Annotated in this window: 17 protein-coding genes; 6 read left to right on the forward strand and 11 right to left on the reverse strand. The window is 74.7% G+C overall.

Going from position 1 to position 23692, the window contains the following annotated elements:
• Window positions 1–145: 145 nt before the first annotated feature.
• Window positions 146–577, reverse strand: coding sequence for a division/cell wall cluster transcriptional repressor MraZ (gene mraZ, locus O7622_RS25030; RefSeq protein WP_282310610.1), 432 nt, complete (start codon window positions 575–577; stop codon window positions 146–148).
• A gap of 355 nt (window positions 578–932) precedes the next feature.
• Between mraZ and O7622_RS25035 the strand changes: the two genes are divergently transcribed.
• The 3 genes from O7622_RS25035 to O7622_RS25045 are packed head-to-tail and all read left to right on the forward strand — an operon-like array spanning window position 933 to window position 3599.
• Window positions 933–2180 carry a MurT ligase domain-containing protein gene (locus tag O7622_RS25035; RefSeq protein WP_282310611.1) on the forward strand — a complete coding sequence of 416 codons (1248 nt, stop codon included), beginning with the start codon at window positions 933–935 and terminating at the stop codon, window positions 2178–2180.
• The gene (locus tag O7622_RS25040; protein ID WP_282310612.1) at window positions 2170–2892 is read left to right on the forward strand and encodes a glutamine amidotransferase; all 723 of its coding nucleotides are present in this window, start codon (window positions 2170–2172) and stop codon (window positions 2890–2892) included. The genes O7622_RS25035 and O7622_RS25040 overlap by 11 nt, the downstream gene beginning before the upstream one ends.
• Window positions 2889–3599 carry a VTT domain-containing protein gene (locus O7622_RS25045; protein WP_282310613.1) on the forward strand — a complete coding sequence of 237 codons (711 nt, stop codon included), beginning with the start codon at window positions 2889–2891 and terminating at the stop codon, window positions 3597–3599. The genes O7622_RS25040 and O7622_RS25045 overlap by 4 nt, the downstream gene beginning before the upstream one ends.
• 46 nt (window positions 3600–3645) lie before the next feature.
• Here the strand turns inward: O7622_RS25045 and leuS are convergent, their stop codons facing one another.
• Window positions 3646–6486 (reverse strand): leucine--tRNA ligase, encoded by a 2841-nt coding sequence (gene leuS / locus O7622_RS25050; protein ID WP_282310614.1) that lies wholly within the window; start codon window positions 6484–6486, stop codon window positions 3646–3648.
• 396 nt (window positions 6487–6882) lie between these two features.
• Between leuS and O7622_RS25055 the strand changes: the two genes are divergently transcribed.
• Genes O7622_RS25055 through O7622_RS25065 form a run of 3 tightly spaced genes read left to right on the forward strand, consistent with a single transcriptional unit; the run spans window position 6883 to window position 11720 of the window.
• Window positions 6883–7938 carry a MoxR family ATPase gene (locus O7622_RS25055; protein ID WP_013287615.1) on the forward strand — a complete coding sequence of 352 codons (1056 nt, stop codon included), beginning with the start codon at window positions 6883–6885 and terminating at the stop codon, window positions 7936–7938.
• Window position 7939: 1 nt separating this feature from the next.
• The gene (locus tag O7622_RS25060; protein ID WP_282310615.1) at window positions 7940–9238 is read left to right on the forward strand and encodes a DUF58 domain-containing protein; all 1299 of its coding nucleotides are present in this window, start codon (window positions 7940–7942) and stop codon (window positions 9236–9238) included.
• Window positions 9239–9254: 16 nt separating this feature from the next.
• Complete coding sequence (locus tag O7622_RS25065; RefSeq protein ID WP_282310616.1) at window positions 9255–11720, forward strand: DUF3488 and transglutaminase-like domain-containing protein; 2466 nt, start codon at window positions 9255–9257, stop codon at window positions 11718–11720.
• A 723-nt stretch (window positions 11721–12443) separates the two neighbouring features.
• On the opposite strand, the gene O7622_RS25070 is transcribed toward O7622_RS25065, so the two are convergent.
• From O7622_RS25070 to O7622_RS25110, 9 genes are all read right to left on the reverse strand, one after another.
• Window positions 12444–12848, reverse strand: coding sequence for a DUF3040 domain-containing protein (locus O7622_RS25070; RefSeq protein WP_282310617.1), 405 nt, complete (start codon window positions 12846–12848; stop codon window positions 12444–12446).
• Window positions 12849–12963: 115 nt separating this feature from the next.
• The gene (locus O7622_RS25075) at window positions 12964–14223 is read right to left on the reverse strand and encodes a DNA polymerase IV (RefSeq protein WP_282310618.1); all 1260 of its coding nucleotides are present in this window, start codon (window positions 14221–14223) and stop codon (window positions 12964–12966) included.
• Window positions 14224–14424: 201 nt separating this feature from the next.
• Window positions 14425–15600, reverse strand: a complete 1176-nt coding sequence (locus O7622_RS25080) for a nucleotide pyrophosphatase/phosphodiesterase family protein (RefSeq protein ID WP_282310619.1) — start codon at window positions 15598–15600, stop codon at window positions 14425–14427.
• A complete protein-coding gene (locus O7622_RS25085; protein ID WP_282310620.1) occupies window positions 15597–16328 on the reverse strand; it encodes a methyltransferase domain-containing protein in 732 nt (243 codons plus the stop codon). The genes O7622_RS25080 and O7622_RS25085 overlap by 4 nt, the downstream gene beginning before the upstream one ends.
• A gap of 30 nt (window positions 16329–16358) precedes the next feature.
• Complete coding sequence (locus O7622_RS25090) at window positions 16359–16538, reverse strand: hypothetical protein (RefSeq protein WP_282310621.1); 180 nt, start codon at window positions 16536–16538, stop codon at window positions 16359–16361.
• Between the two features lie 97 nt (window positions 16539–16635).
• Window positions 16636–20022, reverse strand: coding sequence for an error-prone DNA polymerase (locus O7622_RS25095; RefSeq protein ID WP_282310622.1), 3387 nt, complete (start codon window positions 20020–20022; stop codon window positions 16636–16638).
• A 111-nt stretch (window positions 20023–20133) separates the two neighbouring features.
• Window positions 20134–22029 carry a DNA polymerase Y family protein gene (locus O7622_RS25100; RefSeq protein WP_282310623.1) on the reverse strand — a complete coding sequence of 632 codons (1896 nt, stop codon included), beginning with the start codon at window positions 22027–22029 and terminating at the stop codon, window positions 20134–20136.
• The gene (locus tag O7622_RS25105) at window positions 22026–22787 is read right to left on the reverse strand and encodes a hypothetical protein (protein WP_282310624.1); all 762 of its coding nucleotides are present in this window, start codon (window positions 22785–22787) and stop codon (window positions 22026–22028) included. Before O7622_RS25105 ends, O7622_RS25100 begins: the two co-directional genes overlap by 4 nt.
• A 139-nt stretch (window positions 22788–22926) precedes the next feature.
• Complete coding sequence (locus O7622_RS25110) at window positions 22927–23430, reverse strand: SAV_6107 family HEPN domain-containing protein (protein WP_282310625.1); 504 nt, start codon at window positions 23428–23430, stop codon at window positions 22927–22929.
• Window positions 23431–23692 lie beyond the last annotated feature (262 nt).

Below are 23692 nucleotides of genomic sequence, written 5' to 3' on the forward strand. Positions count from 1 at the left end.
TCGCCATACCGCCAGATCCCCATCCGCTCCCGCCCGCCGGAGGCCGCGGCCCTCCGTGTCGGATCGTGCGCCTGGCACCGGGGAAGGGGTGCCAGGAACTCGAAAGCGGCTGGAGATCTCGCAGTACGTCGGGCGCCGTCACGCCCTACAGACCGCCGGGCAGCACCCCCTCCTCGATGTCGGCGAAGTCGTCTTCGCTCTCCGCGAGGTAGGCCTCCCAGGCCGCCCTGTCCCAGATCTCCACCCGGGTGCTCGCTCCGATCACGACCAGATCCCGGTCCAGTGCCGCGTACGACCGCAGGTGGCCGGGTATGGTGACCCGCCCCTGCCTGTCCGGCACCTCGTCGTGCGCGCTGGCGAAGAAGACCCGGCTGTAGGCCCGGGCCGCCTTGCTCGTCATCGGCTGCGCGCGCAACTGGTCCGCGATCCGCTGGAACTCGGGCATCGGGAAGACGTAGAGGCAGCGCTCCTGCCCTTTGGTGATCACGACACCCCCCGCCAGTTCATCCCGGAACTTCGCCGGCAGGATCAACCGGCCTTTGTCGTCCAGGCGCGGAGTGTGGGTGCCGAGGAACATCGGCCCAACCCCCTCGCCCTGAGCGGCGTTCGCGGCGCCGCTGACCCCCCGGGCCGGTGTGGCCCTCCCGGCCTCACCATCGCGCCCCACTCTACTCCACTTCCCTCCACCTGCAACCAGAATCGCCCGCGCGGCGTGGCGTTTCCGCGCGCAAAACCGCACGTCAACGCGGGTGGAGCGGAGTGGAGGGGGTGGGGCGCGCCCCGCACCGTCCGCTACCCGACATCGACCGCCGCCGTCCGGCCCCGCGCGCTCCGTCCGTCCGCCGGGCCGTCCCCGGCCGAACGGTTCGCCGTCGGCGGCGATCTGGTGGAGGTGGCGGTCCGGTAATCTCGCTCGGGTGACGGACGCGAAGATGCCCTTGCGGGCAAAGGTGGCCAGCTCCGTGTCGCGCACCGCCGCGGCGCTGTCGCGGGCCGCGGGCCGTGGCGACGGCTCGGTGATCGGCGGCTGGATCGGCCTCAAGATCGACCCGGAACTGCTCGCCCATCTCTCGGCCGGGCGCGCCATCGCCCTGGTGTCCGGCACCAACGGCAAGACCACCACCACCCGGCTCACCACAGCCGCGGTCGGCGTGCTGGGCCGGGTCGCCACCAACTCCTTCGGCGCGAACATGCCCACCGGCCACACCTCGGCGCTGGCCAAGGCCGGGAGCACGCCGTACGCGGTGCTGGAGGTGGACGAGCACTACCTGGCCCAGGTGCTGGAGGCGACCGAGCCGCACGTGGTGGCGCTGCTCAACCTCTCCCGCGACCAGCTCGACCGCGCCAAGGAGGTCGCCATGATGGCGCAGCTCTGGCGCGCCGCCCTGGTCCGGCACCCGCGGGTACGGGTGGTCGCCAACGCCGACGACCCGATGGTGGTGTGGGCCGCCTGCCCGCCGGCCGACCCGGCCCAGGGCCACGTGCCGCCGCACGTCACCTGGTTCAGCGCCGGGCAGCGCTGGCACGACGACTCCTGGGTCTGCCCCGAGTGCGGCTCCACCATCCAGCGCTCCGGCGAGCAGTGGTGGTGCACCGGCTGCCCGCTGCGCCGCCCCGAGCCGCACTGGACGGTCGAGGACGACGGCGTGCTCGACCCCACCGGCGCCTGGCACAAGATCCAGCTCCAGCTCCCCGGCAAGGTCAACCTCGGCAACGCGGCCACCGCGCTGGCCGTCGCCGCCGAGTTCGGCGTACGCCCGGTGGACGCGGTGTCCCGGCTCGGCACCGTCACCTCGGTGGCCGGCCGCTACGCCCAGGTGGACCGCGACGGGCGCAACATCCGGCTGCTGCTGGCGAAGAACCCGGCGAGCTGGCTGGAGGCGTTCGACATGGCCGACGTCGCGCCGACACTGCTGTCCATCAACGCCCGCGACCCCGACGGGCTGGACACCTCGTGGCTGTTCGACGTGGACTTCTCCCCGCTGACCGGCCGGCAGGTGCTGATCACGGGCGACCGGGCGTACGACCTGGCGGTGCGACTGGAGGTAAACGGCGTGCCGTTCCAGCACGTCCGCAGCTTCGACGAGGCCGTCCGCGCCGTGCCGCCGGGCCGGCTGGAGGTCATCGCCAACTACACCGCCTTCCAGGACATCCGAGCGGAGCTGGACCGTGTCAACTGAGAGCCTGCGCATCGTCTGGATCTATCCCGACCTGCTGTCCACATACGGCGACCGGGGCAACGCGCTGATCCTGGCCCGCCGGGCCCAGCTGCGCGGCATGCCGGTCGAGGTGCTGGAAGTGCGCTCCGACCAGCGGCTGCCCGCCACCGCCGACATCTACCTGATCGGCGGCGGCGAGGACGGCCCGCAGGCGCTCGGCGCCCAGCGTCTGATCGCCGACGGCGGCCTGCACCGGGCGGTGGCCCAGGGTTCGGTGGTGTTCGGCGTCTGCGCCGGCTACCAGCTTCTCGGCACCTCGTTCTTCGCCAAGGGCACCCGGTGCGCCGGGCTGGAGCTGCTCGACCTCTCCTCCGACCGCGGTCCCAACCGGGCGGTGGGCGAGCTGGCCGGCGAGGTCGACCCGCGGCTCGGCATCCCGCACCTGTCCGGGTTCGAGAACCACGGCGGCCGCACCCACCTCGGGCCGGGCGTGTCCCCGCTGGCCCGGGTCACCACCGGGGTCGGCAACGACGGGGCCACCGAGGGCGCGTGGCGGGGCAAGCTGCTCGGCACCTACTCGCACGGCCCGGCGCTGGCGCGCAACCCCGACCTGGCCGACCTGCTGCTTCGCTGGGCGACCGGCATCCACCAGCTCCCCCCGCTCGACGACACCTGGGCCGACCGCCTCCGCTCCGAGCGCCGCACCGCGGTGGCCGCCGCACCGAGGCCGTGACCGACGCCGCCCGGCCGGGGCGGCGACCGGTGGCCCGCCGGCTCGCCGGGTTGCTGCGGCAGCCCTCGGCGCGCCGGTTCGGGCTGCTCCTGCTGCTGCTCGCCGGGTTCGGCGTGACGCTGCTGCTGGCGCCCCGGCCGGACCCGGCCGACCTGCCCCGGCTCGCCGACTCGCTGGGCGGCTACGGGCCGCCCGCGGCTGTGGTCGGCGGCGCGCTGCTGCTGGTGGCGCTGGTGCCGCGGACGTTCGTCACGCTGGCCGCGGGCGCGATCTTCGGCCCGGTGCAGGGCGCCGCGTACGCGCTCGGCGCGGCGCTGCTCGCGGCGGCCGTCGGCTTCACTGTCGGCCGGGTGCTGGGCCGCGAGTTCGTCGCCGAGCGGGTACGCGGCCGCCTGGCCCGCCTCGACGGCTGGTTCGCCCGGCAGAGCGTCTTCGGCGTGGTCACCGTACGGCTGCTGCCGATCGCCGGGTTCGGGCTGGTCAGCTACGGCTACGGCACCACAGCGGCCCGGGTCGTGCCGTTCCTGGCCGGCAGCGTGATCGCCTCCGCCCCCACCGCCATCGGCTACGCGGCGCTCGGCGCGGCAGTGACCACGCCCGGTTCGGTCAACTGGTACGCGGCCGCGCCGGCCAGCCTCGGCCTGATCGCCAGCGTGCTGATCGTCCACCGCTGGTGGCGGGCCGAACGACGGCGTCGCGCGCCCTGACCGTCGGTGGGCGTGTCCCCGAAGTGGACACGCCCACCTGCCGGTCTCAGGCGACGACCGAGACCATCCGGCCCTTCACCACGATCACCTTGCGCGGCTCCTTGCCGGCCAGCGTGCCGGCGACCGCCTCCAGCGCCGCCGCGCGGACGGTCTCCTCGGTCGCGTCGGCCGGCACCTCGACCCGCCCCCGGACCTTGCCGTTGACCTGCACCGGGTACGTCACCGAGTCGGCCACCAGCAGCCCCGCGTCGGCGACCGGGAAGTCCGCGTACGCCAGCGAGGTGTCGTGGCCCAGCTTGCGCCACAGTTCCTCGGCCAGGTGCGGGGCGAACGGGGCGACCATCAGCACCAGCGGCTCGGCCACCTCGCGCGGCGTACGCGCCAGCCGGGTCAGGCCGTTGGTCAGCTCGATCAGCTTGGCGATGGCGGTGTTGAACCGGATCCCGTCCATGTCGGCGCGGACCCCGTCGATCGCCTTGTGCAGCAGCCGCCGGGTCGCCTCGTCGGCCGGCTCGTCGGTGACCCGCAGCTCACCGGTCTGCTCGTCGACGACGGTGCGCCAGACCCGCTGCAGGAACCGGTACGAGCCCACCACCGCCCGGGTCTCCCACGGGCGGGACACCTCCAGCGGGCCCATCGACATCTCGTACACCCGGAACGTGTCGGCGCCGTACGCCGCGCACATGTCGTCCGGGGTGACCACGTTCTTCAGCGACTTGCCCATCTTGCCGTACTCGCGCCGCACCTCGGTCTCGCCGTGGAACCAGCGGCCGTCGACCTCGACGACCTCCTCGGCGGGCACGTAGGCGCCGCGCGGGTCGACGAACGCGTACGCCTGGATCATGCCCTGGTTGAACAGGCGGCGGAACGGCTCGAACGACGAGACGTGGCCCAGGTCGTACAGCACCTTGTGCCAGAAGCGCGCGTACAGCAGGTGCAGCACGGCGTGCTCGGCGCCGCCGACGTACAGGTCGGTGCCACCACAGTCACCCTCCCGGCGCGGCCCCATCCAGTACGCCTCGTTCGCCGGGTCGGCGAAGCGCTGCGAGTCGGTCGGGTCCAGGTAGCGCAGCTCGTACCAGCAGGAGCCGGCCCACTGCGGCATCACGTTGGTCTCGCGGGTGTAGCGCTTCGGCCCGTCACCCAGGTCCAGCTCGACCTCCACCCAGTCGCGCCGCCGCGACAGCGGGGTCTCCGGGTTGCTGCCGGCGTCCTCCGGGTCGAACGTCTTCGGCGAGAAGTCCTCCACCTCGGGCAGCTCGACCGGCAGCATCGACTCGGGCAGCGCGATCGGCGCGCCGGTGGAGTCGTACACGATCGGGAACGGCTCGCCCCAGTAGCGCTGCCGGGAGAACAGCCAGTCGCGCAGCCGCCAGGTGACCGCGCCGGCGCCGTGCCCGCCCGCCTCCAGCCACTCGATGATCCGCGCCTTGGCCTCGGTGACGCCCAGGCCGTCCAGGTCGATGCCGCGCTCCGGCGCGGCGCTGTTGATCGCCGGGCCGTCACCGGTGTACGCCCTGCCGTCGAAGCCCTCCGGCGGCTGCACGGTCCGCACGATCGGCAGCTCGAAGACCTCGGCGAAGTCCCAGTCCCGCTCGTCCTGGGCGGGCACCGCCATGATCGCGCCGGTGCCGTACCCGGCCAGCACGTAGTCGGCGATGAAGATCGGGATCTGCCCGCCGGTCACCGGGTTGGTGGCGTAGGCGCCGACGAAGACGCCGGTCTTCTCCTTGCTGTCCGCCTGCCGCTCCACGTCCGTCTTGGCCGCGGCGGCCTTCCGGTACGCCTCGACGGCCTCGCGCGGGCCGGCGTGCCCACCGGTCCAGGCGTCCTTCGTCCCCTCCGGCCAGACGGCCGGCGTCAGCACGTCGACCAGCTCGTGCTCGGGCGCCAGCACCATGTAGGTGGCGCCGAAGACGGTATCCGGCCGGGTCGTGAACACCCGCACCGGGGCGGCGGCGGTCGGGAAGTCGATGTGCGCGCCGGTCGACCGGCCGATCCAGTTGCGCTGCTGCAGCTTGATCGGCTCCGGCCAGTCCAGTGTGTCCAGGTCCTCCAGCAGCCGGTCCCCGTACGCGGTGATCCGCATCATCCACTGCTTCAGGTTGCGCTTGAAGACCGGGAAGTTGCCGCGCTCGGAACGGCCGTCGGCGGTGACCTCCTCGTTGGCCAGCACGGTGCCCAGCCCCGGGCACCAGTTCACCGGCGCCTCCGAGACGTACGCCAGGCGGTGGTCGTCGACGATCCGCCGCCGCTCCCCCACCGACAGCTCGGCCCACGGGCGCCCGTCCGGAGTCGCCCGGGTGCCGCCCTCGAACTCGGCGATCAGCTCGGCGATCGGCCGGGCCTTCTTCGCGTCCGCGTCGTACCAGGAGTTGAAGACCTGCAGGAAGATCCACTGCGTCCAGCGGTAGAACTCGGTGTCGATCGTCGCCACCGACCGCCGCTCGTCGTGGCCCAGCCCCAGCCGGCGCAGCTGCTCCCGGTACCGCTCGATGTTGGCCTCGGTGGTGGTCCGGGGGTGGGTGCCGGTCTGCACCGCGTACTGCTCGGCGGGCAGGCCGAACGCGTCGAAGCCCATCGCGTGCAGCACGTTGCGCCCGGCCATCCGCTGGTAGCGGGCGTAGCAGTCGGTGCCGATGTAGCCCAGCGGGTGGCCGACGTGCAGGCCGGCGCCGGACGGGTACGGGAACATGTCCAGCACGTACAGCTTCTCGGCGCCCGCGCGCGGGTGGCCCGGGTCGGCCAGCGGACCGACCGGGTTCGGCGCGTGGAAGGTGCCCTCCAGCTCCCAGGTGTGCTGCCAGCGGTGCTCGATCTCGTCGGCCAGGGCGGCGGTGTACCGGAACGGGGGGATGTCGGTCGCCGGTGCGGCTGCCTCACTCATGGCGTCTCCTCGGCGCGGATCGATTCGAAAGATTGTGGGCGGTCTGCTGCGGGCACAAAAAAGCCCCTCGCGCAGGAGGGGCGGCCGTGCTGTCGCGCGTTCAGCGCATCAACACGGCTCGGTAAGAAGCAGGAAGAACCCGGCCATGCAGGCAGTGTACCTTGCACCCCTCGGCGGCGGCGCGCCCGTTCCGCCCGCGGCGGCCGGTCCCCCGGTCCGGCGAATATTCCGGGCGTAACCGACCGACCACCTGCGGGAGTCGGCAGTAACGACAAACATGGTTAGCCTGAGAGGCCAATGAGATTTCTGCGGCAGACGAGGCTCGGCGTCGCGAACCCAACGGCGGGTCCAGGTGCTCTATAAAGAGCTGCCGTCCAGGCGACGAGGAGGAGGCCCGTGACACAACAGACCTGGGACGAGGTGGGCGGTCTGCTGCCGCACGACGAGTTCCGCGCCGCCAGCGAGGCCATCGTGGCCAACATCGAGCAGGTCATCGAGGGCAAGACCGCCACCGTCCGGCTCGCCCTGGCGGTGCTGCTGGCCGAGGGTCACCTGCTCATCGAGGACGTGCCCGGCGTCGGCAAGACCAAGCTCGCCAAGGCGATGGCCCGGTCCATCGACTGCTCGGTCCGGCGGATCCAGTTCACCCCCGACCTGCTTCCCAGCGACGTCACCGGCGTCAGCGTCTACAACCAGGAGACGCACGACTTCGAGTTCCGCCCCGGCGCCGTCTTCGCCAACCTGGTGGTCGGCGACGAGATCAACCGGGCCTCGCCGAAGACCCAGTCGGCGCTGCTGGAGTGCATGGAGGAGCGGCAGGTCACGGTTGACGGGGTCACCTACCAGTTGCAGACGCCGTTCATGGTGATCGCGACGCAGAACCCGATCGAGATGGAGGGCACCTACCCGCTGCCCGAGGCGCAGCGGGACCGGTTCACCGCCCGCATCGCCATGGGCTACCCGGACCCGCGCGCCGAGCTGGCCATGCTCGACGGGCACGGCGCCACCGACCCGCTGCCGGGGCTGCGACCGGTCTCCGACGCGGCCACCGTCCGCCGGCTGATCGGCCACGTCCGGCAGGTGCACGTCGCCGACGCCGTCAAGCAGTACGCGATCGACCTGGTCACCGCCACCCGGGAGGCCCCCGACCTGCGCCTGGGCGCGTCCCCCCGGGCCACGCTCCAGTTGCTGCGCACCGCCCGCGCGGTGGCCGCCCTGGAGGGCCGCGACTACGTCCTGCCGGACGACCTCCAGGTCCTCGCGGTGCCGGTGCTGGCGCACCGGATCATCCCGACCGCCGACGCGCAACTGGCCCGGCGCACCACCGACGCGATCGTCTCCGAGCTGGTGCACCGCCTGCCACTGCCGCACGACCGGCAGCGCTCGCCGTACGACACCCGCCCCGGCGGCGGCAACAACGGCCGCGGGCCGTACGAGCCGCGGAGGCCGTGACGTGCGTGACGGCCTGCGTGGGCTGACCACCCGCGGCCGCTCCTTCCTGGCGGCCGCGGTGGCCGCGGCGATCTCCGCCGGCATCCTCGGCGAGAAGGACCTGCTCCGGGTGGCCGTCCTGCTCGCCGTGCTGCCGCTGCTGGCCGCCGCGTACGTCGGGCGCAGCCGGTACAAGCTGGCCTGCAACCGGTCGCTGGAACCGCACCGGGTGCCGGTCGGCGCCAGCTCCCGGGTGGTGCTGCGGTTGCAGAACCTGTCCCGGCTGCCCACCGGCACGCTGCTGCTGGAGGACCGCCTGCCGTACGCGCTGGGCAGCCGGCCCCGGGTGGTGCTGGAACGGCTCGGCGCGCACCAGGCCAGCTCCGTGGCGTACACGGTCCGCGCGGACGTGCGCGGCCGCTACGAGGTGGGCCCGCTGGTGATCCGGCTGACCGACCCGTTCGGCCTGTGCGAGCTGACCCGGTCGTTCCCCAGCACCGACCACCTCACGGTGATCCCGCAGGTCACCCCGCTGCCGTCGGTCCGGCTGCCCGGTGAGTACGCCGGCAGCGGCGACAGCCGGGCCCGCTCGGTGGCGGTGCACGGCGAGGACGACGCCGCCACCCGGGAGTACCGGATGGGCGACGACCTGCGCCGGGTGCACTGGAAGTCCACCGCACGCACCGGTGAGCTGATGGTGCGCCGCGAGGAACAGCCGTGGGAGAGCCGGGCCACAGTCGTGCTCGACACCCGCGCCGCCGGGCATCGCGGCGAGGGCCCGACGGCCAGCTTCGAGTGGGCGGTCTCGGCCGCCGCCAGCATCGCCGTGCACCTGCGGGAGGCCGGCTACAAGCTGCGGCTGGTCACCGGCAACGGCGCCGACGTCGGTGCCGCCGAGGCCGGCGGCGAGGGGCTGCTGCTCGACCACCTCGCCGACGTGCACCTGGACCGGCGCGGCGAGATCACCACGCTGGTGCAGCAGGTCCGGCAGCGCGCCGACGGCGGTCTGATCATCGCGCTGCTCGGCACGCTCGGCACCGCCGAGGCGGAGCTGCTGGCCGGGCTGCGTGGCAACGGCGCCACCTGCGTGGCGTTCCTGCTCGACAGCAGCACCTGGCTCAACCTCCCGCCGAACGCCCGGACCGAGGCGGAGCGGGCGCACGGCGCCGCCGCGCTCGCGCTGCTGCAGAGCGGCTGGCGGGTCATCGGGGTGGAGCACGGCACCCGGCTGCCGATGCTGTGGCCGCAGGCGGGGCGGGGCTCCCAGGGCTTCGCGCTGCGGGCGGCCATGGCCGAGACGGTGGCCGGCGGACGGCGATGACCGGAAGGATGGTCCTGTGACCCCGCACCGCAACATCGGGTTCGTCGCCGCGGCGGCGACGCTGCTGGCGGCGGCTCCACTGTCGGCGATCTTCGAACGCTGGACCTGGCTGATCCAGGCCGCCGTCGTGGTCGCCGTGGTGGCCGGCTCGGCCGCGTTGAGCCGGCTGGGCCGGATGCCGTTGTGGGGACAGGTGCTGGCCATGCTGGCCGGGCTGACCCTGGGCCTGACGTGGGTCTTCCCCGGCGGCACCGAACTGCTCGCGTTCGTGCCGACCCCGGCCACGTTCGGCCACTTCGGCGACCTGCTCCAGACGTCGTTGCAGGACATGCGCTCGTACGGCGTGAAGGTGCCGGACGTCGACTCGCTGCTGTTCCTCGCGGTGCTCGGCATCGGCGCGGTCGCTGTGGTGGTGGACGTGCTCGCGGTCGGGTTGCGCCGGCCGGCGCTGGCCGGCCTGCCGATGCTCGCCATCTACTCGGTGCCGGTCGCGGTGTACGTGGACAGCGTCCCGGCCACCCCGTTCGTGGTGGGCGCGGCCGGTTACCTCTGGCTGCTGGTCACCGACAACGTCGACCGGGTACGCCGGTTCGGCCGCCGGTTCACCGGCGAGGGGCGCGACGTCGACGTCTGGGAGGCGTCCCCGCTGGCCGCGGCCGGACGGCGGCTCGCCGTGGTCGGGGTGATCGTGGCGGTGGCGCTGCCGCTGGCCGTGCCCGGGATGACCGGCGGGCTGCTGAACAACGTCGGCGCCGGGCCCGGCGACGGCAGCGGGCGGCCGGGCCAGGGCGGCAGCTCCGGCCGGGTCGACCTGTTCGCGGCGCTCAGCGGCCAGCTCAACCAGAGCGAGGAAGTCGATCTGGTCAAGGTCAGCACCGACGAGACGGCCCCGTTCTACCTGCGCCTGGGCGTCGTCGACGACCTGCGGCCCAGTGGCTTCCAGGCACGCGTGCCGACCGGGCGGCCGATCACCCGTCCGCTGCCCGACCCCGGGGAGCGCGCCCCGCGCGGCGTCGACCAGCAGCGCTACCGCGCCACAGTCGAGGTGACGAAGAACCTGAACATGCCGTTGATGCCGGTCTACGCCGAGCCGGTCAAGACCGACGACCTCAACGGCAACTGGCTGTACGACCCGAACCAGCAGGTCGTCTTCTCCAACCGGGACAACGCCCGCGGCAAGCGCTACTCGTTCGACTACGTACGGTCCACCTTCAGCCCGGCGGCGCTGCGCGCTGCCCCGTCGCTGCCCTCGGACAGCCCGGTGATGCGGCAGCAGACCGAGCGGCCGTCCGTCCCGGCCGTCGAGGAACTCGTCGCGCAGCTGGTCAAGGGCAAGTCGAACGACTACGACAAGGTCCGCGCGATCTACGACTACTTCTCCGTGGAGAACGGCTTCACCTACGCGCTGTCCACCCGCAACGGCAGCAGCGGGGAGGACATCACCGACTTCCTCGCCACCAAGGTCGGCTACTGCCAGCAGTACGCCGCGGCGATGGCCTGGCTGGTCCGGGCCGCCGGCATCCCGGCCCGGGTCGCCGTCGGGTTCACCAACGGCAGCAAGGCCGACAGCGGCACGTACGTGCTGACCAACCGCAACCTGCACGCCTGGACCGAGGTCAACTTCAGCGGGATCGGCTGGGTGCCGTTCGACGCCACCCCGGCGGCGGCCGTGACGGGCTCGGTCCGCTCGGCCTGGGCGCCGGACATCGACGCCCCCGAGGAGGTCACCCCCTCGACCGGCAGCACCAGCGCTCCGGACGCGGCCGACCCGTCGGCCGGGCCGAACGAGGCGGACCGGCTCGACAAGGACACCGACCAGGGCCTGACGCTGAACCAGGGCGGCCCGGCCGAGGAGAGCCCGGTCTGGCCGTGGTGGCTGGCCGGTGCGCTGGCGCTGCTGGTGCTGCTCGCCGTACCTGCCCTGCGCCGTTCCGCCCTGCGCCGCCGCCGGCGCGTCCGGGTGGTCACGCCGGCAGCCACCGCGCTGCCGGTGCCCGGTCAGCGCGGCGAGGCACGGCAGGTCGTCGTCGGTGTGGACGCCGAGGCGGCCCGCGCCGACGCGCACGCCGCCTGGGACGAGCTGCTCGACACGCTCGTCGACTTCCACGTCCGGGTGGACCGCACGGAGACCCCACGGGCCACCGCCGAGCGGCTGGCCCGGGAGGCGCTCGCCGAGAGGGGGGACGCCACAACGGGGGTACGCCTGCTCGGCCGCGCCGAGGAACGAGCCCGCTACGCCCGTGACCCGCTGACCGACGCGGAGTTGCAGCCGGCGCTGCGTACGGTCCGGGGCGCGCTGGCGGCGGGCGCCGACCGTCGTACCCGGCTGCTGGCCGCGCTGCTGCCCCCGTCGGTGCTGCAGCGTTGGCGCACCGCCCTGGCCGAGCGGTCGGCGAGGGTGGTCACCACGAGCGGCCAGGTCCGGCAGCACATGTCGCGCTGGAGCCCCCGCCGCCTCCTGGCCCACCGCCCCGCCCGCTGACCCCCGCCCGCCGACCCTCTCCCACCCCCGCCCGCTGGTCCTCTCTCCCCCGCCCTCCCGTACCTCGCGACATTGATCAAGGACTTTGTGTCCGAATCCAGCCCCGCTGACCACACAAACTCCTTGATCACCGCTTCTTGGGCGGATGCGCCCGAGATCTTGGTACGAAATGGCCCCGGTAAGGGCACTTTCCGTCCAAGATCCATGACGACCCGGGATAGGGCCACGAATCCGGGAAACCACGCGAGCATGGCTGATCGGTCAGGCTGGGCGGACCGCCACGACTTGGCGATCTTGCAGTTTGTGCCCGGGTGAACGGGGCATTCGGAGTATTCGGGGCAGCTCTCGGGCCGAAAGTGCAAGATCGCGCGGGAGGGGTGGTGTGGCTTCTGCTGATGAGCAAGGAGGAGGGGGAGGGCTCGCTGTGGTGCTGCGGCTCGGGTGAGCTGCTCTGCCGCGGAGCCGGGACCGGTGTGCATGCTCACCTCCGGGGCGAACCGGGCGCCACGTGCTGACGGAGGTGGAGGTGCGGCGGTGTGCAGAGGAGGCGGACGGCGGGGGCGCGCCGAACGGCGTGACGGTGAACTCGATCGCGGGCACGACTGAGCGCGCGCCGTCGCCCGCGTTGCCACGGCGACCGGCAGCAGGTCTCCCCGGCGGCGCTTGCCGGCCTGTTACGGAGGCGCCACCGGCTTCCCGCCCCGGATCAGGGGCGGGACGCGGTCAGCGGTGGCCCTCCGGGCGCTGCCGCCAGCGGTCCTCCATCCGGTCGAGGAAGGAGCCCCGGCGACCGCCACCACCACTGCGGCCACGGGGACGACGCCGGCTCGTCGTGCCGCCGACCACGTGCAGGTCGGGCGACTGGGATCGGCGGTGCGACTGCACCGCGTAGCCCAACGAGCCCAGCATGACGACGAAACCCGCCACGGCCACCGCGGGAATCTTGATCACGGCACCGTAGATCAACAGGGCCAGACCAGCGACGACCACGCCGGCAGCGACGAGCACGCGACGCCGCGCATGGAAACGCGGGTCGCTGGCGCGCACGGCCGAGGCGAACTTGGGGTCCTCGGCAAGCGACCGCTCGATCTGCTCGAACAGCCGCTGCTCGTGCTCCGAGAGCGGCACGGCACTCCTCCCCGGTCACGTTGGTCGGCCCGGGCGGGCCGACAGACCGTGGCAGCCAACCGGCTGCTTACCCGCAAGTCTACGAGGGCCCCCGCGCGTCGGAAAGCGGGACGACCTACGGCCGGGTCGGTTTTTCGACTTGTCGTGTCTCACGACGGCCGAGAAGACTGGCCGGACCTATGACGGACCGCCCGAATCGGGCAGCCGCCGCATCGGCCGCCGCCTCCGCCTCGCGCCAGCCGCGCTCGGGCGCCCCCAGGGTGAGCTGCTGCGGGGTCTCCCCTGCGGGGGCGAGACCTTCCATCCGGACACCGACCAGCCGAACCGGCTCGCCGGGGGCCAGCGCGCCCCACAACGCCCAGGCCGTGTCGAACATCTCCCGGGCGGTGTCGGTGGGCACGGCGAGCGTGCGGGAGCGGCTGATCGTCCGGAAGTCGGCGAAGCGGACCTTGAGCGACACGGTACGGCCCACCTGTCCGGCCGCCCGCAGCCGGGCACCGGCCTTGTCGGCGAGCGCGAGCAGGGATCGCCGGATCTCGTCCGGGTCGCTCACGTCGGTGTCGAACGTGACCTCCGCGCCGATCGACTTCTCCACCTGCTCGGGTGTGACCCCGCGCGGATCACGCCCCCAGGCCAGCTCGTGCAGGTGGGCGGCGGACGCCTCGCCCACGGCCCGGCGCAGCAGGCCGGCCGGCGCTTCGGCGAGGTCACGAACGGTACGCAGGCCGAGGCGGCGCAGCGCGTCCGCGGAACGCTCCCCCACGCCCCACAGGGCGGACACCGGCAGCGGGTGCAGGAAATCCAGCACCCGGGCGGCCGGGACCACGAGCAGGCCGTCGGGTTTGGCCCGGGTCGAGCCGAGCTTGGCCACGAACTTGCTCGGCCCCACGCCCACCGAACAGGTCAGCTGCTGTTCCTCGGCGACCCGGCGGCGGATCAGCGCGGCGATGCCGGCGGGCCGGCCGAACAGCCGGCGGGCGCCCGCCACGTCGAGGAACGCCTCGTCCAGTGAGAGCGGCTCGACCAGCGGCGTGACGTCCCGGAAGATCCGCATGACGGCCCGGGACGCCTCGGTGTAGGCGGCGAAGTCGGGCGGGAGGTAGACCGCGCCGGGGCACAGCGCCCGGGCGCGGGCGGTGGGCATCGCGCTGCGGACGCCGTACCGCCGGGCCTCGTAGCTGGCGGAGCTGACCACGCCGCGCGGCCCGACGCCACCCACCACCACCGGCCGGCCGCGCAGCTCGGGACGGCGGCGCACCTCCACCGAGGCGTAGAACGCGTCCATGTCGACGTGCAGGATGGTGCAGCCGGTGTCGTCGGCGTCCGGCCCGAAGCGCGGGTCACCGCCTCGGGGCAACGACTGGCTGCGGCCCATGCCAGCAGGCTAGCCCGCCGGTCCGACAACTCCACCGCCCAGCCCACGGCCACCGCCCGCCGGCCCCTGACGAACCAGACCCAGCCCAGCCCGCCGCCGCCGACCCGGACGAGGGCCAGGCCGACAGCCACCGCCCGCCGGGCCCCGGACGAGGCGAAACCGTCCCAGACCCGCAGCGCAGAGGCACGGGACGAACCGGGGTCAGCCCCGGACCACCAGCAGCGGGACCGTCATCTCGGCGGCGGTGTCAGCGCCGTGGTACGCCACCAGCCGCGACGCCATCGGCGGCTCGGAGCGGGTGGCGACCACCGCGTACGTGTCCCGGCAGACCACCACCACGTCGCCGATCCGGGTCAGGTGTGCCTCGGGCACCGGCCCGAACCAGCCGGTCGCCACCGCCTCGGCCCGGGTCAGCACCTGCGCGGCCGGGCTCAGCACCTCGGTCCAGGCGGCCACCACGTCGGCCTCGGCGCCCGGCTCGACGTGCAGGTAGCGGACGCGGGGCTCGCCGGCGACCACCCGTACCCCGGTCCGCAGCCGGGGGTCGGTGTCCAGGTCGATCCGGTGGCCGGCGGGCACGTCGAGCTGGCCGTGGTCGGCGGTGACCAGCAGCGCGGCGTCCGGCGGCAGCCCGTCGACGAGGCGGGCCAGCAGCGTGTCCACATCGGCGGCGGCGGTCCGCCAGGGCGCGGAGTCGACGCCGCTGAGGTGCCCGTGCCGGTCCAGGTCGGGGTGGTAGCCGGAGACCAGTGCGGGCCCGTCCCCGGCGGCCAGCGCCGCCAGCATCCGGGCGGCGAGCGCGTCGGCGCCGGCCGCGCCCCGGTAGTCGCCGCCCCGGTTGGCGGCGAGCGTCAGGCCGCTGCCGGCGAACTCGGGGCGGCTGACCACCGTCACCGCGATCCCGGCGGCGCGCGCCCGCTGGTACCAGGTGGGCACCGGCTGCCAGCTCACCGGATCGGGGTCGCCGGTCCAGTCGACGTGGTTGAGCACCCGGTCGGTGCCGGGCACCCGGACCGTGAAGCCGAGCACGCCGTGCGCGCCCGACGGGGTGCCGGTGCCGAGGCTGACCAGGCTGGTCGGGGTGGTGGACGGGAAGCCGGTGGTCAGCGGCCGGCCGACGGTGGCGGCCAGGCCGGCGAGCGTCGGGGCGTACGGGGCGGCGGTGGGGATCTGGTACCAGCCGAGGCCGTCGACGAGCAGCACCGCGATCCGGCGTACCCCGGCCAGGCGCGGGGCCAGGCCGAGCCGGTCGGCCGCACCCGGTACGCCGAGCAGCGCCAGCGCGCTGGGCAGCACGTCGATCAGGCCGCCGCCGTCGTAGCGCGGCGCCACCCGGTCCAGCGGACGGGGGGCCGGGCCGGGCGTCGGATCGGTCATGCCGGGCGGCGGGCGAACAGGTGCAGCTGGGCGGCGAGATCGCGGTACGGGGACCGGGCTGCCAGCGCGCGCTCCAACTCCACCAGGGCGGCCTGCTGTCCGTCGGCCACCGCCGCCGGGAGCAGGTCGGCGAGCACCCGTACCCCGTGGATCTCCTCCACGACGAGGCCGGCGGCGGTGAGCAGCGCGCTCGCGTCGGCGGCGTCGTAGCGGCGGCGCAGCGTGTCCCGGCCGCCGGTGGTGCCGTGCGGGTCGGCGGCGAGCGCGGCGGCGGCGTCCAGTTGCCCGTTCATCGCCCGGCCGAGCACGGCGGCGGCCCGGCCGGCGACCAGCACGCTCGCCGCGCCTCCCGGGCGCAGCGCGGTGACCAGCGCGGACATCACCGGTTCCGGGTCGTCGACCACTTCGAGGACGGAGTGGCAGAGCACCAGGTCAACGGTGGCAGGTTCGACCAGTCCGGTGAGCGCGTCGGCGTCGCCCTGCGTCGCGCGTACCCGATCGGCGACCCCGGCCTCGGCGGCCCGGCGGGTCAGCGCGGCGAGCGCGTCGGGGCTGGCGTCGACGACCGTGACCCGGTGACCGGCCTCGGCGAGCGGGACGGCGAAGCCGCCGGTCCCGCCGCCGACATCGAGCACGGAGAGTCGCTCGCCGGCCCGCCGGTCCAGCTCGGCCCGGAGCACCGACCAGATGACTGCGGTGCGGGGGGTGAGGGTTCGGATCTGCTCCACGCGCCGAGCCTAGTCACCCCCGGCCCGGGTTCAGGACTCGCCGCCGCCGGCGGGGTCGTCCTCGGCGCGGGAGCGCTGGTTGTTGGCCACCGGGCCGTCGGTCACCTGGTACTCCCGCGGCTCGGCCTCGTGGGTGGGCGCCCAGCCGGCGCCGAGGCGGGTCCGTCGGGCGTTTGCCACGCCACCGGCGTACGTGCGGTGAAAGGTCATCGGTTCATCCCCCATACCCCGGGTGGGCCACTCTGCACCACCCGCGTCGGGAGTCTCCCGCCTCCGGCTCGGGGAAACCGTAATGTGGATCACTCCATCAACGGAAATCCCTGGATGCCGGTGTGACGGGGGGCTCGATCGCGTCCAGCCGGTCCGCGGTGAGGTTCGTGACGCCCTCGTGCCGCTGCAGCCGGCCCCGCACCACAAGTGCTCCGCTGGTGCGGGCGATTCGACGGTATCTCTGCCACAACCCCGGGGAGCAAGTGACATTGAGCATCCCGGTCTCGTCCTCCAGGTTGAGGAACGTGACGCCACCCGCGGTCGCCGGGCGCTGCCGGTGGGTGACGATCCCGCCGACCCGGATCCGCTGCCCGGGCGGCACCTGGCCGAGGCGGGCGATCGGCACCGCGCCCAGTTCGTCGAGCCGGTCCCGGATGAACCGGGCCGGGTGGCTCTCCGGGGACAGGCCGGTGGCCCAGACGTCGGCGACCAGGCGGTCCACCGCGGCCATGCCGGGCAGGGTGGGCGGGTCCGCGCCGGTCACCGTGCCGGGCAGCCGGCCGGGCCGGTCCTGGGCCGCCGCGCCGGCGGCCCAGAGGGCCTGCCGCCGGGTCAGCCCGAAACAGGCGAACGCGTCGGCGGTGGCCAGTGCCTCCAGCTGCGCGGCGGTGAGACCGACGCGGCGGGCCAGGTCCGGCATGTCCCGGTACGGCCCGTGCGCGGCGCGTTCCGCCTCGATCCGCTCGGCCACGTCCTCGCCGAGGGTACGGACGCTGCCCAGCCCGAGCCGCACCGCCGGGCCGCCCAGCCCCCAGGCGTGCGGCGGCTCGCCCGGCACACTGCCCCACCGGGTCTCCGGGGTGGACTCCAGCACCGCCTTGGCGCCGCTGGCGTTGATGTCCGGCCGGCGTACCTCGACGCCGTGCCGGCGGGCGTCGTCGGCGAGCGTCTGCGGCGAGTAGAAGCCCATCGGCTGGGCGTTGAGCAGCGCGGCCAGGAACGGGCCCGGGTGGTAGCGCTTGAGCCACGAGCTGGCGTACACCAGGTAGGCGAAGCTCATCGCGTGGCTCTCCGGGAAGCCGTAGCTGGCGAACGCGGTGAGCTTGCGGTAGACGTCGTCGGCCAGCTCGCCGGTGATGCCCCGCTCGGCCATCCCGGCGTAGAGCCGGTCGGCGATCTGCGTCATCCGCTCCACCGACCGCTTCGCCCCCATGGCCCGGCGTAGCTGGTCGGCGCCGGCCGCGTCGAACCCGGCCAGGTCGATGGCGAGTTGCATGAGCTGCTCCTGGAACAGCGGTACGCCGAGTGTCTTCTCCAGCGCGTTGCGCATCAGCGGGTGCGCGTACGTGACCGGCTCCTGGCCGTTCTTGCGCCTGATGTACGGGTGCACCGACCCGCCCTGGATCGGGCCGGGCCGGATCAGCGCCACCTCCACCACCAGGTCGTAGAACTCGCGCGGCCTGAGCCGGGGCAGCGTGGCCATCTGGGCGCGGCTCTCCACCTGGAACACGCCCACCGAGTCGGCCCGGCAGAGCATGTCGTAGACCTCGGGGTCGTCCAGCGTCATGTCGCCCAGGTCGAGGCGGGAGCCGATCAGGTCGTAGCCGTAGTGCAGCGCCGACAGCATGCCGAGGCCGAGCAGGTCGAACTTGACCAGGCCGGCGGCGGCGCAGTCGTCCTTGTCCCACTGGAGCACGCTGCGGCCGGGCATCCGGCCCCACTCCACCGGGCAGACCTCGATCACCGGCCGGTCGCAGATCACCATGCCGCCGGAGTGGATGCCCAGGTGCCGGGGGAAGCCCGCCCACCTCCCCGAGCCGCCGGCCAGCTCGTTGGCGTACGCGACCACCTGCTCGGGGATGTCCGCCACGTCGACCGCGGTGACCGAGCCCCACCTGTCGATCTGCTTGCTCCAGGCGTCCTGCTGGCCGGGCGAGAAGCCGAACGCCTTGGCGACGTCCCGCACCGCCGACCGGGGCCGGTAGGAGATGACGTTGGCGACCTGGGCGGTGTGCTCCCGGCCATAACGGGCGTAGACGTGCTGGATCACCTCCTCCCGGCGGTCGGACTCGATGTCCACGTCGATGTCCGGCGGGCCGTCGCGCTCCGGGGCGAGGAACCGTTCGAACAGCAGCCGGTGCCGGACCGCGTCCACGTTGGTGATGCGCAGCGCGTAGCAGACCGCCGAGTTGGCCGCCGAGCCCCGGCCCTGGCAGTAGATGCCCTGCGCGCGGCAGAACGCGACGATGTCGTAGACCACCAGGAAGTAGCCGGGGAAACCGAGATCGGAGATCATCCGCAGCTCGTGCTCCAGTTGCGCGTACGCCTCCGGGTGCGCCTCGGGCGGGCCGTAGCGCTCGCGGGCGCCGTCCATGGTCAGCCGGCGCAGCCAGCTCATCTCGGTGTGCCCGGGCGGCACCGGGTACGCCGGCAGCTTCGGCGCCACGAGCTGAAGGTCGAAGGCGAGTTCCGCGCCGTACTCGGCGGCCCGCGCCACAGCACCCGGGTACGCGGCGAACCGCGCCGCCATCTCCGCCCCGCTGCGCAGGTGGGCGGTGGCCGCGGCGGGCAGCCATCCGTCGATCTCGTCGAGGCTGCGCCGGGCCCGGACCGCTGCCAGTGTGGTGGCCAGCCGACGCCGTCCCGGGGTGGCGTAGTGCACGTTGTTGGTGGCCACGGTGGGCAGCCCGGCCGCGGCGGCCAGGTCGGCGAGCGCGTCGTTGCGGTCGGCGTCGACCGGATGACCGTGGTCGGTCAGCTCCACCGCCACCGTCTCCGCGCCGAACAGCGCGGTGAGCCGGTCCAGTTCCCGGGCCGCCGCGTCGACGCCCTCGGTGAGCAGCGCCGCGGGCACGTGCCCCTTGCGGCAGCCGGTGAGCACGAGCACGTGGTCCTTCAGCTCCGCCGCGATCTCCTCCAGCTCGCCGTAGACCGGGCGGCCCTTCTCCCCACCGCGCAGCTGGGCCCGGGAGATGGTGGCGGCCAGGCGCGCGTACCCCTCGTGGCCGTGCGCGAGCACCAGCAGGTGCCGGCCGAGCGGGTCGGGTTCGCCGTTCTGCGGGCCGGGCAGCCCGAGGGACAGCTCCGCGCCGAAGATCGTCGGCAGCCGCAGCGCGCGGGCCGCCTCGGCGAAGCGCACCACGCCGTAGAAGCCGTCGTGGTCGGTGACGGCGAGCGCGGTGAGCCCGAGCCGGGCCGCCTCCTCGGCCAGTTCCTCCGGGTGGCTGGCGCCGTCGAGGAAGCTGAAGTTGGAGTGCGCGTGCAGCTCCGCGTAGGGCACCACGCCGTCCGGGCGGGCCAGCTCCGGCGGCCGGTACTCCTGCCGCTTGCGGCTCCAGGCCGGGGAGTCACCCCCGTCGGCGTCGACCGCGAGCGGGTCGACCACGTGCGGCTCCACCACGTGCAGGTGCCGCTCGCCCTCGGCCCGCCCGGAGAGCACCTGCTCCAGCTTCGACCAGGGCATCTTCGGGTTGTGGAAGCTCACCGGCGCCTCCCCCGCCCGGCGACCAACCAGCCGAGATCTTGGTACGAAACGGCCCCCCGAGGGGCGCTTTCGTACCAAGATCTTCCTGGAAGAGGCAGCGGGACCGGGCGCTCAGTCATAGATCGCCTCCACCAGCCACTGCCCGCCCTCGACCGCGAGCAGCAGGGCGGCGCCGTCGGCCAGGCTCACCTGGAACCGGGCCCGGCGGCGCGCCTCGGCCGGCGCCCACCAGCGCTCGTCCACCGGCCACGGGCCGGCCCAGCCGGTGATCTCGGCCGGGCGGCCGTCGCCGACTGTGAGCCGGGCCGGCGCCGCGCTGACCGCCAGCCGGGCGCTCACCACGACCGGTTCCCCGGCCGCGTCGCGCACGTCGGCCGGCAGCGGGGCGGGCAGGACCACGGCCGGCGCGGGCGGCGGGATCCGGCCCGGCCACGGCGGCTCGGGCGCCGCCCGGCCCCGCCCGGCCCGCCGCCCGGCCCGCACATCCGCATCGGGTACGACGGCCGAGGCGACCGCGGCACCCGGAGCGGCCCCGACGACCGGGACGAGCGACCCGGCCGAGGACAGCGGCACGGCCGAAGACAGCGGCACGGCCGGGACCGGAGCCCGGGACGGCGACGCGGTCGGAGACGGGGACGCAGTCGGAGACGGCGACGCGGCCGAAGACAGCGACGCGGCCGAAGACAGCGACGCGGCCGAAGACAGCGACGCGGCCGGAGACGGCGACGGGGACGCCGGGACCGGGGACGCTGCGGCGGCCGGCGGGGGTGGCGGGCCGGGACGTGCGGGCACCCGCTCGTCGCCCCACGGGACCAGGCGCACCTGGTCGGCCGGGGACCGCCCGCCGCCCAGCACGGCGGTGACCACCGCCTCGGGGCCGAGGATGCCCTGCACCCGGCTCAGCGCCCGGTGCGCCCGTTCCCGCTCCTCACCGGTCTCCCCCCACAGCCCGGGTTGCAGACCCGCCTGGGCGAGCACCCCGTCGGGCACCAGCCGCAACCGGACGATCCCGGCGGTGGGCCGGGCCGGACGCGTCCCGCCCCGGCCGTTGCTGCCGGAGAGCCAGCCGTCGAGCTGCCAGCGGACCCGGTCGGCGATGGCCGCGGCGGTGAGCAGGCCGTCGTGCCGCCAGACCCGGTGCAGCTCCTGGCCGTGCGCGGTGACCGCCTCGATGCCGAGGCGGGTACAGGCCAGGCCGTACCCGGCCAGCCGCTCGTGCAGCCGCTCGGCGAGCATGCGGGCGGCGAACGCGGCGGCGTCGACCCGGTCGACCGGCTCGTCGTAGTCGGCTGTGACTGTGAGGTCGGCGGGCGGCTGCCGGACCGCCGGCGGGCGGTCGTCCCGGCCACCGGCGAGCCGGTGCGCCAGCGCCCCGTCGAAACCGAACCGGGCCAGCACATCCCCGGCCGGCAGCGCCGCGAAGTCGCCGAGGGTACGGACGCCGAGCCGGCGCAGCAGGTCGGCCAGCGCGGGCCGGCCGAGCGCCTCGACCGGCCGGGCGGCCAGGAACTCGCGGGTGCCGCCGGGGGCCACGATCCGCCCTTCGCGGGCGGCCAGCCCGGCCGCGAACACCCCGTCGGCGATGCCGGCCTGGCTCTCCACCGCGCAACTCTGCGCGACGTGCTCCACGATCCGCTCGGCCGCCGCCTCCTCGCCGCCGAGGTAGCGGCTCGGCCCCCGGGCCGCCGTGGCGCAGGCGCCGGGCCGGATCACCTCGACCCCGGCGACCACCTCCTCCACGGCGGCCACCACCGGCTCGAACGCGCGCACGTCCCGGCCGGGGTCGTGGTCGACCACCGTCAGGTGCGGGCAGCGCCCCTGCGCCTCGCGGCGGCGCAGCCCGCGCCGGATGCCCTCGGCGCGGGCCCGCTCGGAGCAGGCAATCACCCGGTTGCCGTGCAGCACCACGACCGGGTCGGTGGCGGGCACCCCGTCGACGATCTCGGCGGCGAGGACCGGCCAGTCTGGGCACCAGAGCAGCAGCGTCCGCTGCGGGTCGCCGCTCACGCCGGACCGGCCGCGGCGAGCGTACGGGCGGGCGGGGCGACCACGCGCAGCCGGCGCGACGGCGCGGCGGACGGGGCGCCGAGCCCGGCCGAGCGGGGGATCACCCGGGTCAGCTCATCGCCGGGCAGCCACACCTTGATCTCCTTGGGGCGGGCGGCGGCGCCCCGGCCCCGGGCCGAGACCGTCACCTCACGGCGGCGCAGCCGCCCGCGACCGGGGCCGAGCCCCTGCCAGACACCCCGGACCACCTGGAGCGTGACGTCCGCGCCGTCCCACCGCCCGTACGGGACGAGCACGCTTCCGCGCTGCCGGGCGCGGGCGGCCAGCCGGGTGGCGACCGAGGCGGAGACGGTGGCCGGCACAGCGGTGACCACCACGTCGACCCCGTCGATGAGCGCGGCGACCACTGTGGGCCACTCCGGCCCGGGGTCGGGCACCAGGGCCAGCCGGTCCAGGACGATGCCCGCCTCGGCGGCGGCGCCCGCCCCGAAGGTGGGTACGCCGACCACCGCGCACCACGAGCCGGCCCGGGACGCCTCGGCGAGCAGCGCGAGGATCAGCGAGGTGGCGCCGCTGCGCCGGGGCCGGCCGGCGCCGACCGCGACGGTGCTGCCGCGTCGCAGGCCGCGGTTGGGCAGCAGCCCGGTCAGTTCGGCCCGGACGGGCAGCACCCGGTGGCCACCGGCCGGGTCGGGCGCGCTCGCCGGACGGACCAGATCGGCCAGGGCGGCGGAACCGACCACCATGCGGCCCGCCATCGGACCAACCCCCCGTCGTGTTTCGCCACGGGGCCCGCCCGTGGATGGTGCCGTGGATCGTGTCGTGCGCGGCACGCGTGTGCCGGGGGTGCGGCGCCCGGCCACCCGGGTCCCGCCGGTGGTGGCCGGGCGCCACGAATCAGGCGGCGGCTGCTCCGGGCCGGGGCGGGGAGTCGGAGGCGCCGAGCCGCAGCGGGCGGGGCAGGCCGTCGAGCGCCGGCTGGTGGGCCAGGCCGAGCGCGGTCTCCACCACCGTCACGAACTCCTCGGCGGCGCGCAGCAGGTCGTCGGCCTCGCGGGCGGTGACCACGCGGGGGATGCCGGCCTCGGCGGCGGCCCGCTTGCTCGCGCCGGCCGCGAAGTAGGCGGCCCACTCGTCCAGCTCGGGGGCAACGGTCGCGAGCAGCACCCAGACGCTGGTGATCCGGTGCCGGCGGGCGGGCGCGGGGCGGGCCCGGGCGGCGAGCACGGCGGCGGCGGCGCGCAGCGCCGCCAGGTGGGCGGCGGCGTACCGGAGGCCGTCGGGTCGGGTGCGGGCGGCCTCGGCCAGCCCGTCGCGGGCCACCGCGAGCAACTGGGCGGGGGTGCGGTGCGGCAGCACGTGCGCGGGCACCGTGGGCGCCTGGGCCGGACTGGTCGGCATGGGTCTCTCCTCCGCGTGTGGCCGGGGCGGGCGGTCGCGCGACGGGGAACGTCGCCCGGTCGCCCGGAGCGGTCGGTGCGGAGGAAGACGCACCTTTCAGGTGGCGGCCGGCCGGATGTGGACGCTTCCCCACACCCACACCCGGCCGGCGTGCCGGCGGGTCCGTCGCCCGCCGCCCGGGGGTCGTGGGCGGCGGGCGACGACCTGCCTGACGGGCCCGGACTCGCGACTGTCCGAGACCCGGTGCGGCCCGCGGTGCCGC

The sequence above is a fragment of the Micromonospora sp. WMMD1076 genome (assembly GCF_029581475.1).
GTDB classification, from domain to species: Bacteria; Actinomycetota; Actinomycetes; order Mycobacteriales; family Micromonosporaceae; genus Micromonospora; species Micromonospora aurantiaca.

Coding starts and splice junctions, on each gene's coding strand:
- O7622_RS25105 (WP_282310624.1), bottom strand. CDS start 22,787: ATGGCGGGCCGCATGGTGGTCGGTTCCGCCGCCCTGGCCGATCTGGTC.
- O7622_RS25075 (WP_282310618.1), bottom strand. CDS start 14,223: ATGGGCCGCAGCCAGTCGTTGCCCCGAGGCGGTGACCCGCGCTTCGGG.
- O7622_RS25080 (WP_282310619.1), bottom strand. CDS start 15,600: ATGACCGATCCGACGCCCGGCCCGGCCCCCCGTCCGCTGGACCGGGTG.
- O7622_RS25110 (WP_282310625.1), bottom strand. CDS start 23,430: ATGCCGACCAGTCCGGCCCAGGCGCCCACGGTGCCCGCGCACGTGCTG.
- O7622_RS25035 (WP_282310611.1), top strand. CDS start 933: ATGCCCTTGCGGGCAAAGGTGGCCAGCTCCGTGTCGCGCACCGCCGCG.
- mraZ (WP_282310610.1), bottom strand. CDS start 577: ATGTTCCTCGGCACCCACACTCCGCGCCTGGACGACAAAGGCCGGTTG.
- O7622_RS25090 (WP_282310621.1), bottom strand. CDS start 16,538: ATGACCTTTCACCGCACGTACGCCGGTGGCGTGGCAAACGCCCGACGG.
- leuS (WP_282310614.1), bottom strand. CDS start 6,486: ATGAGTGAGGCAGCCGCACCGGCGACCGACATCCCCCCGTTCCGGTAC.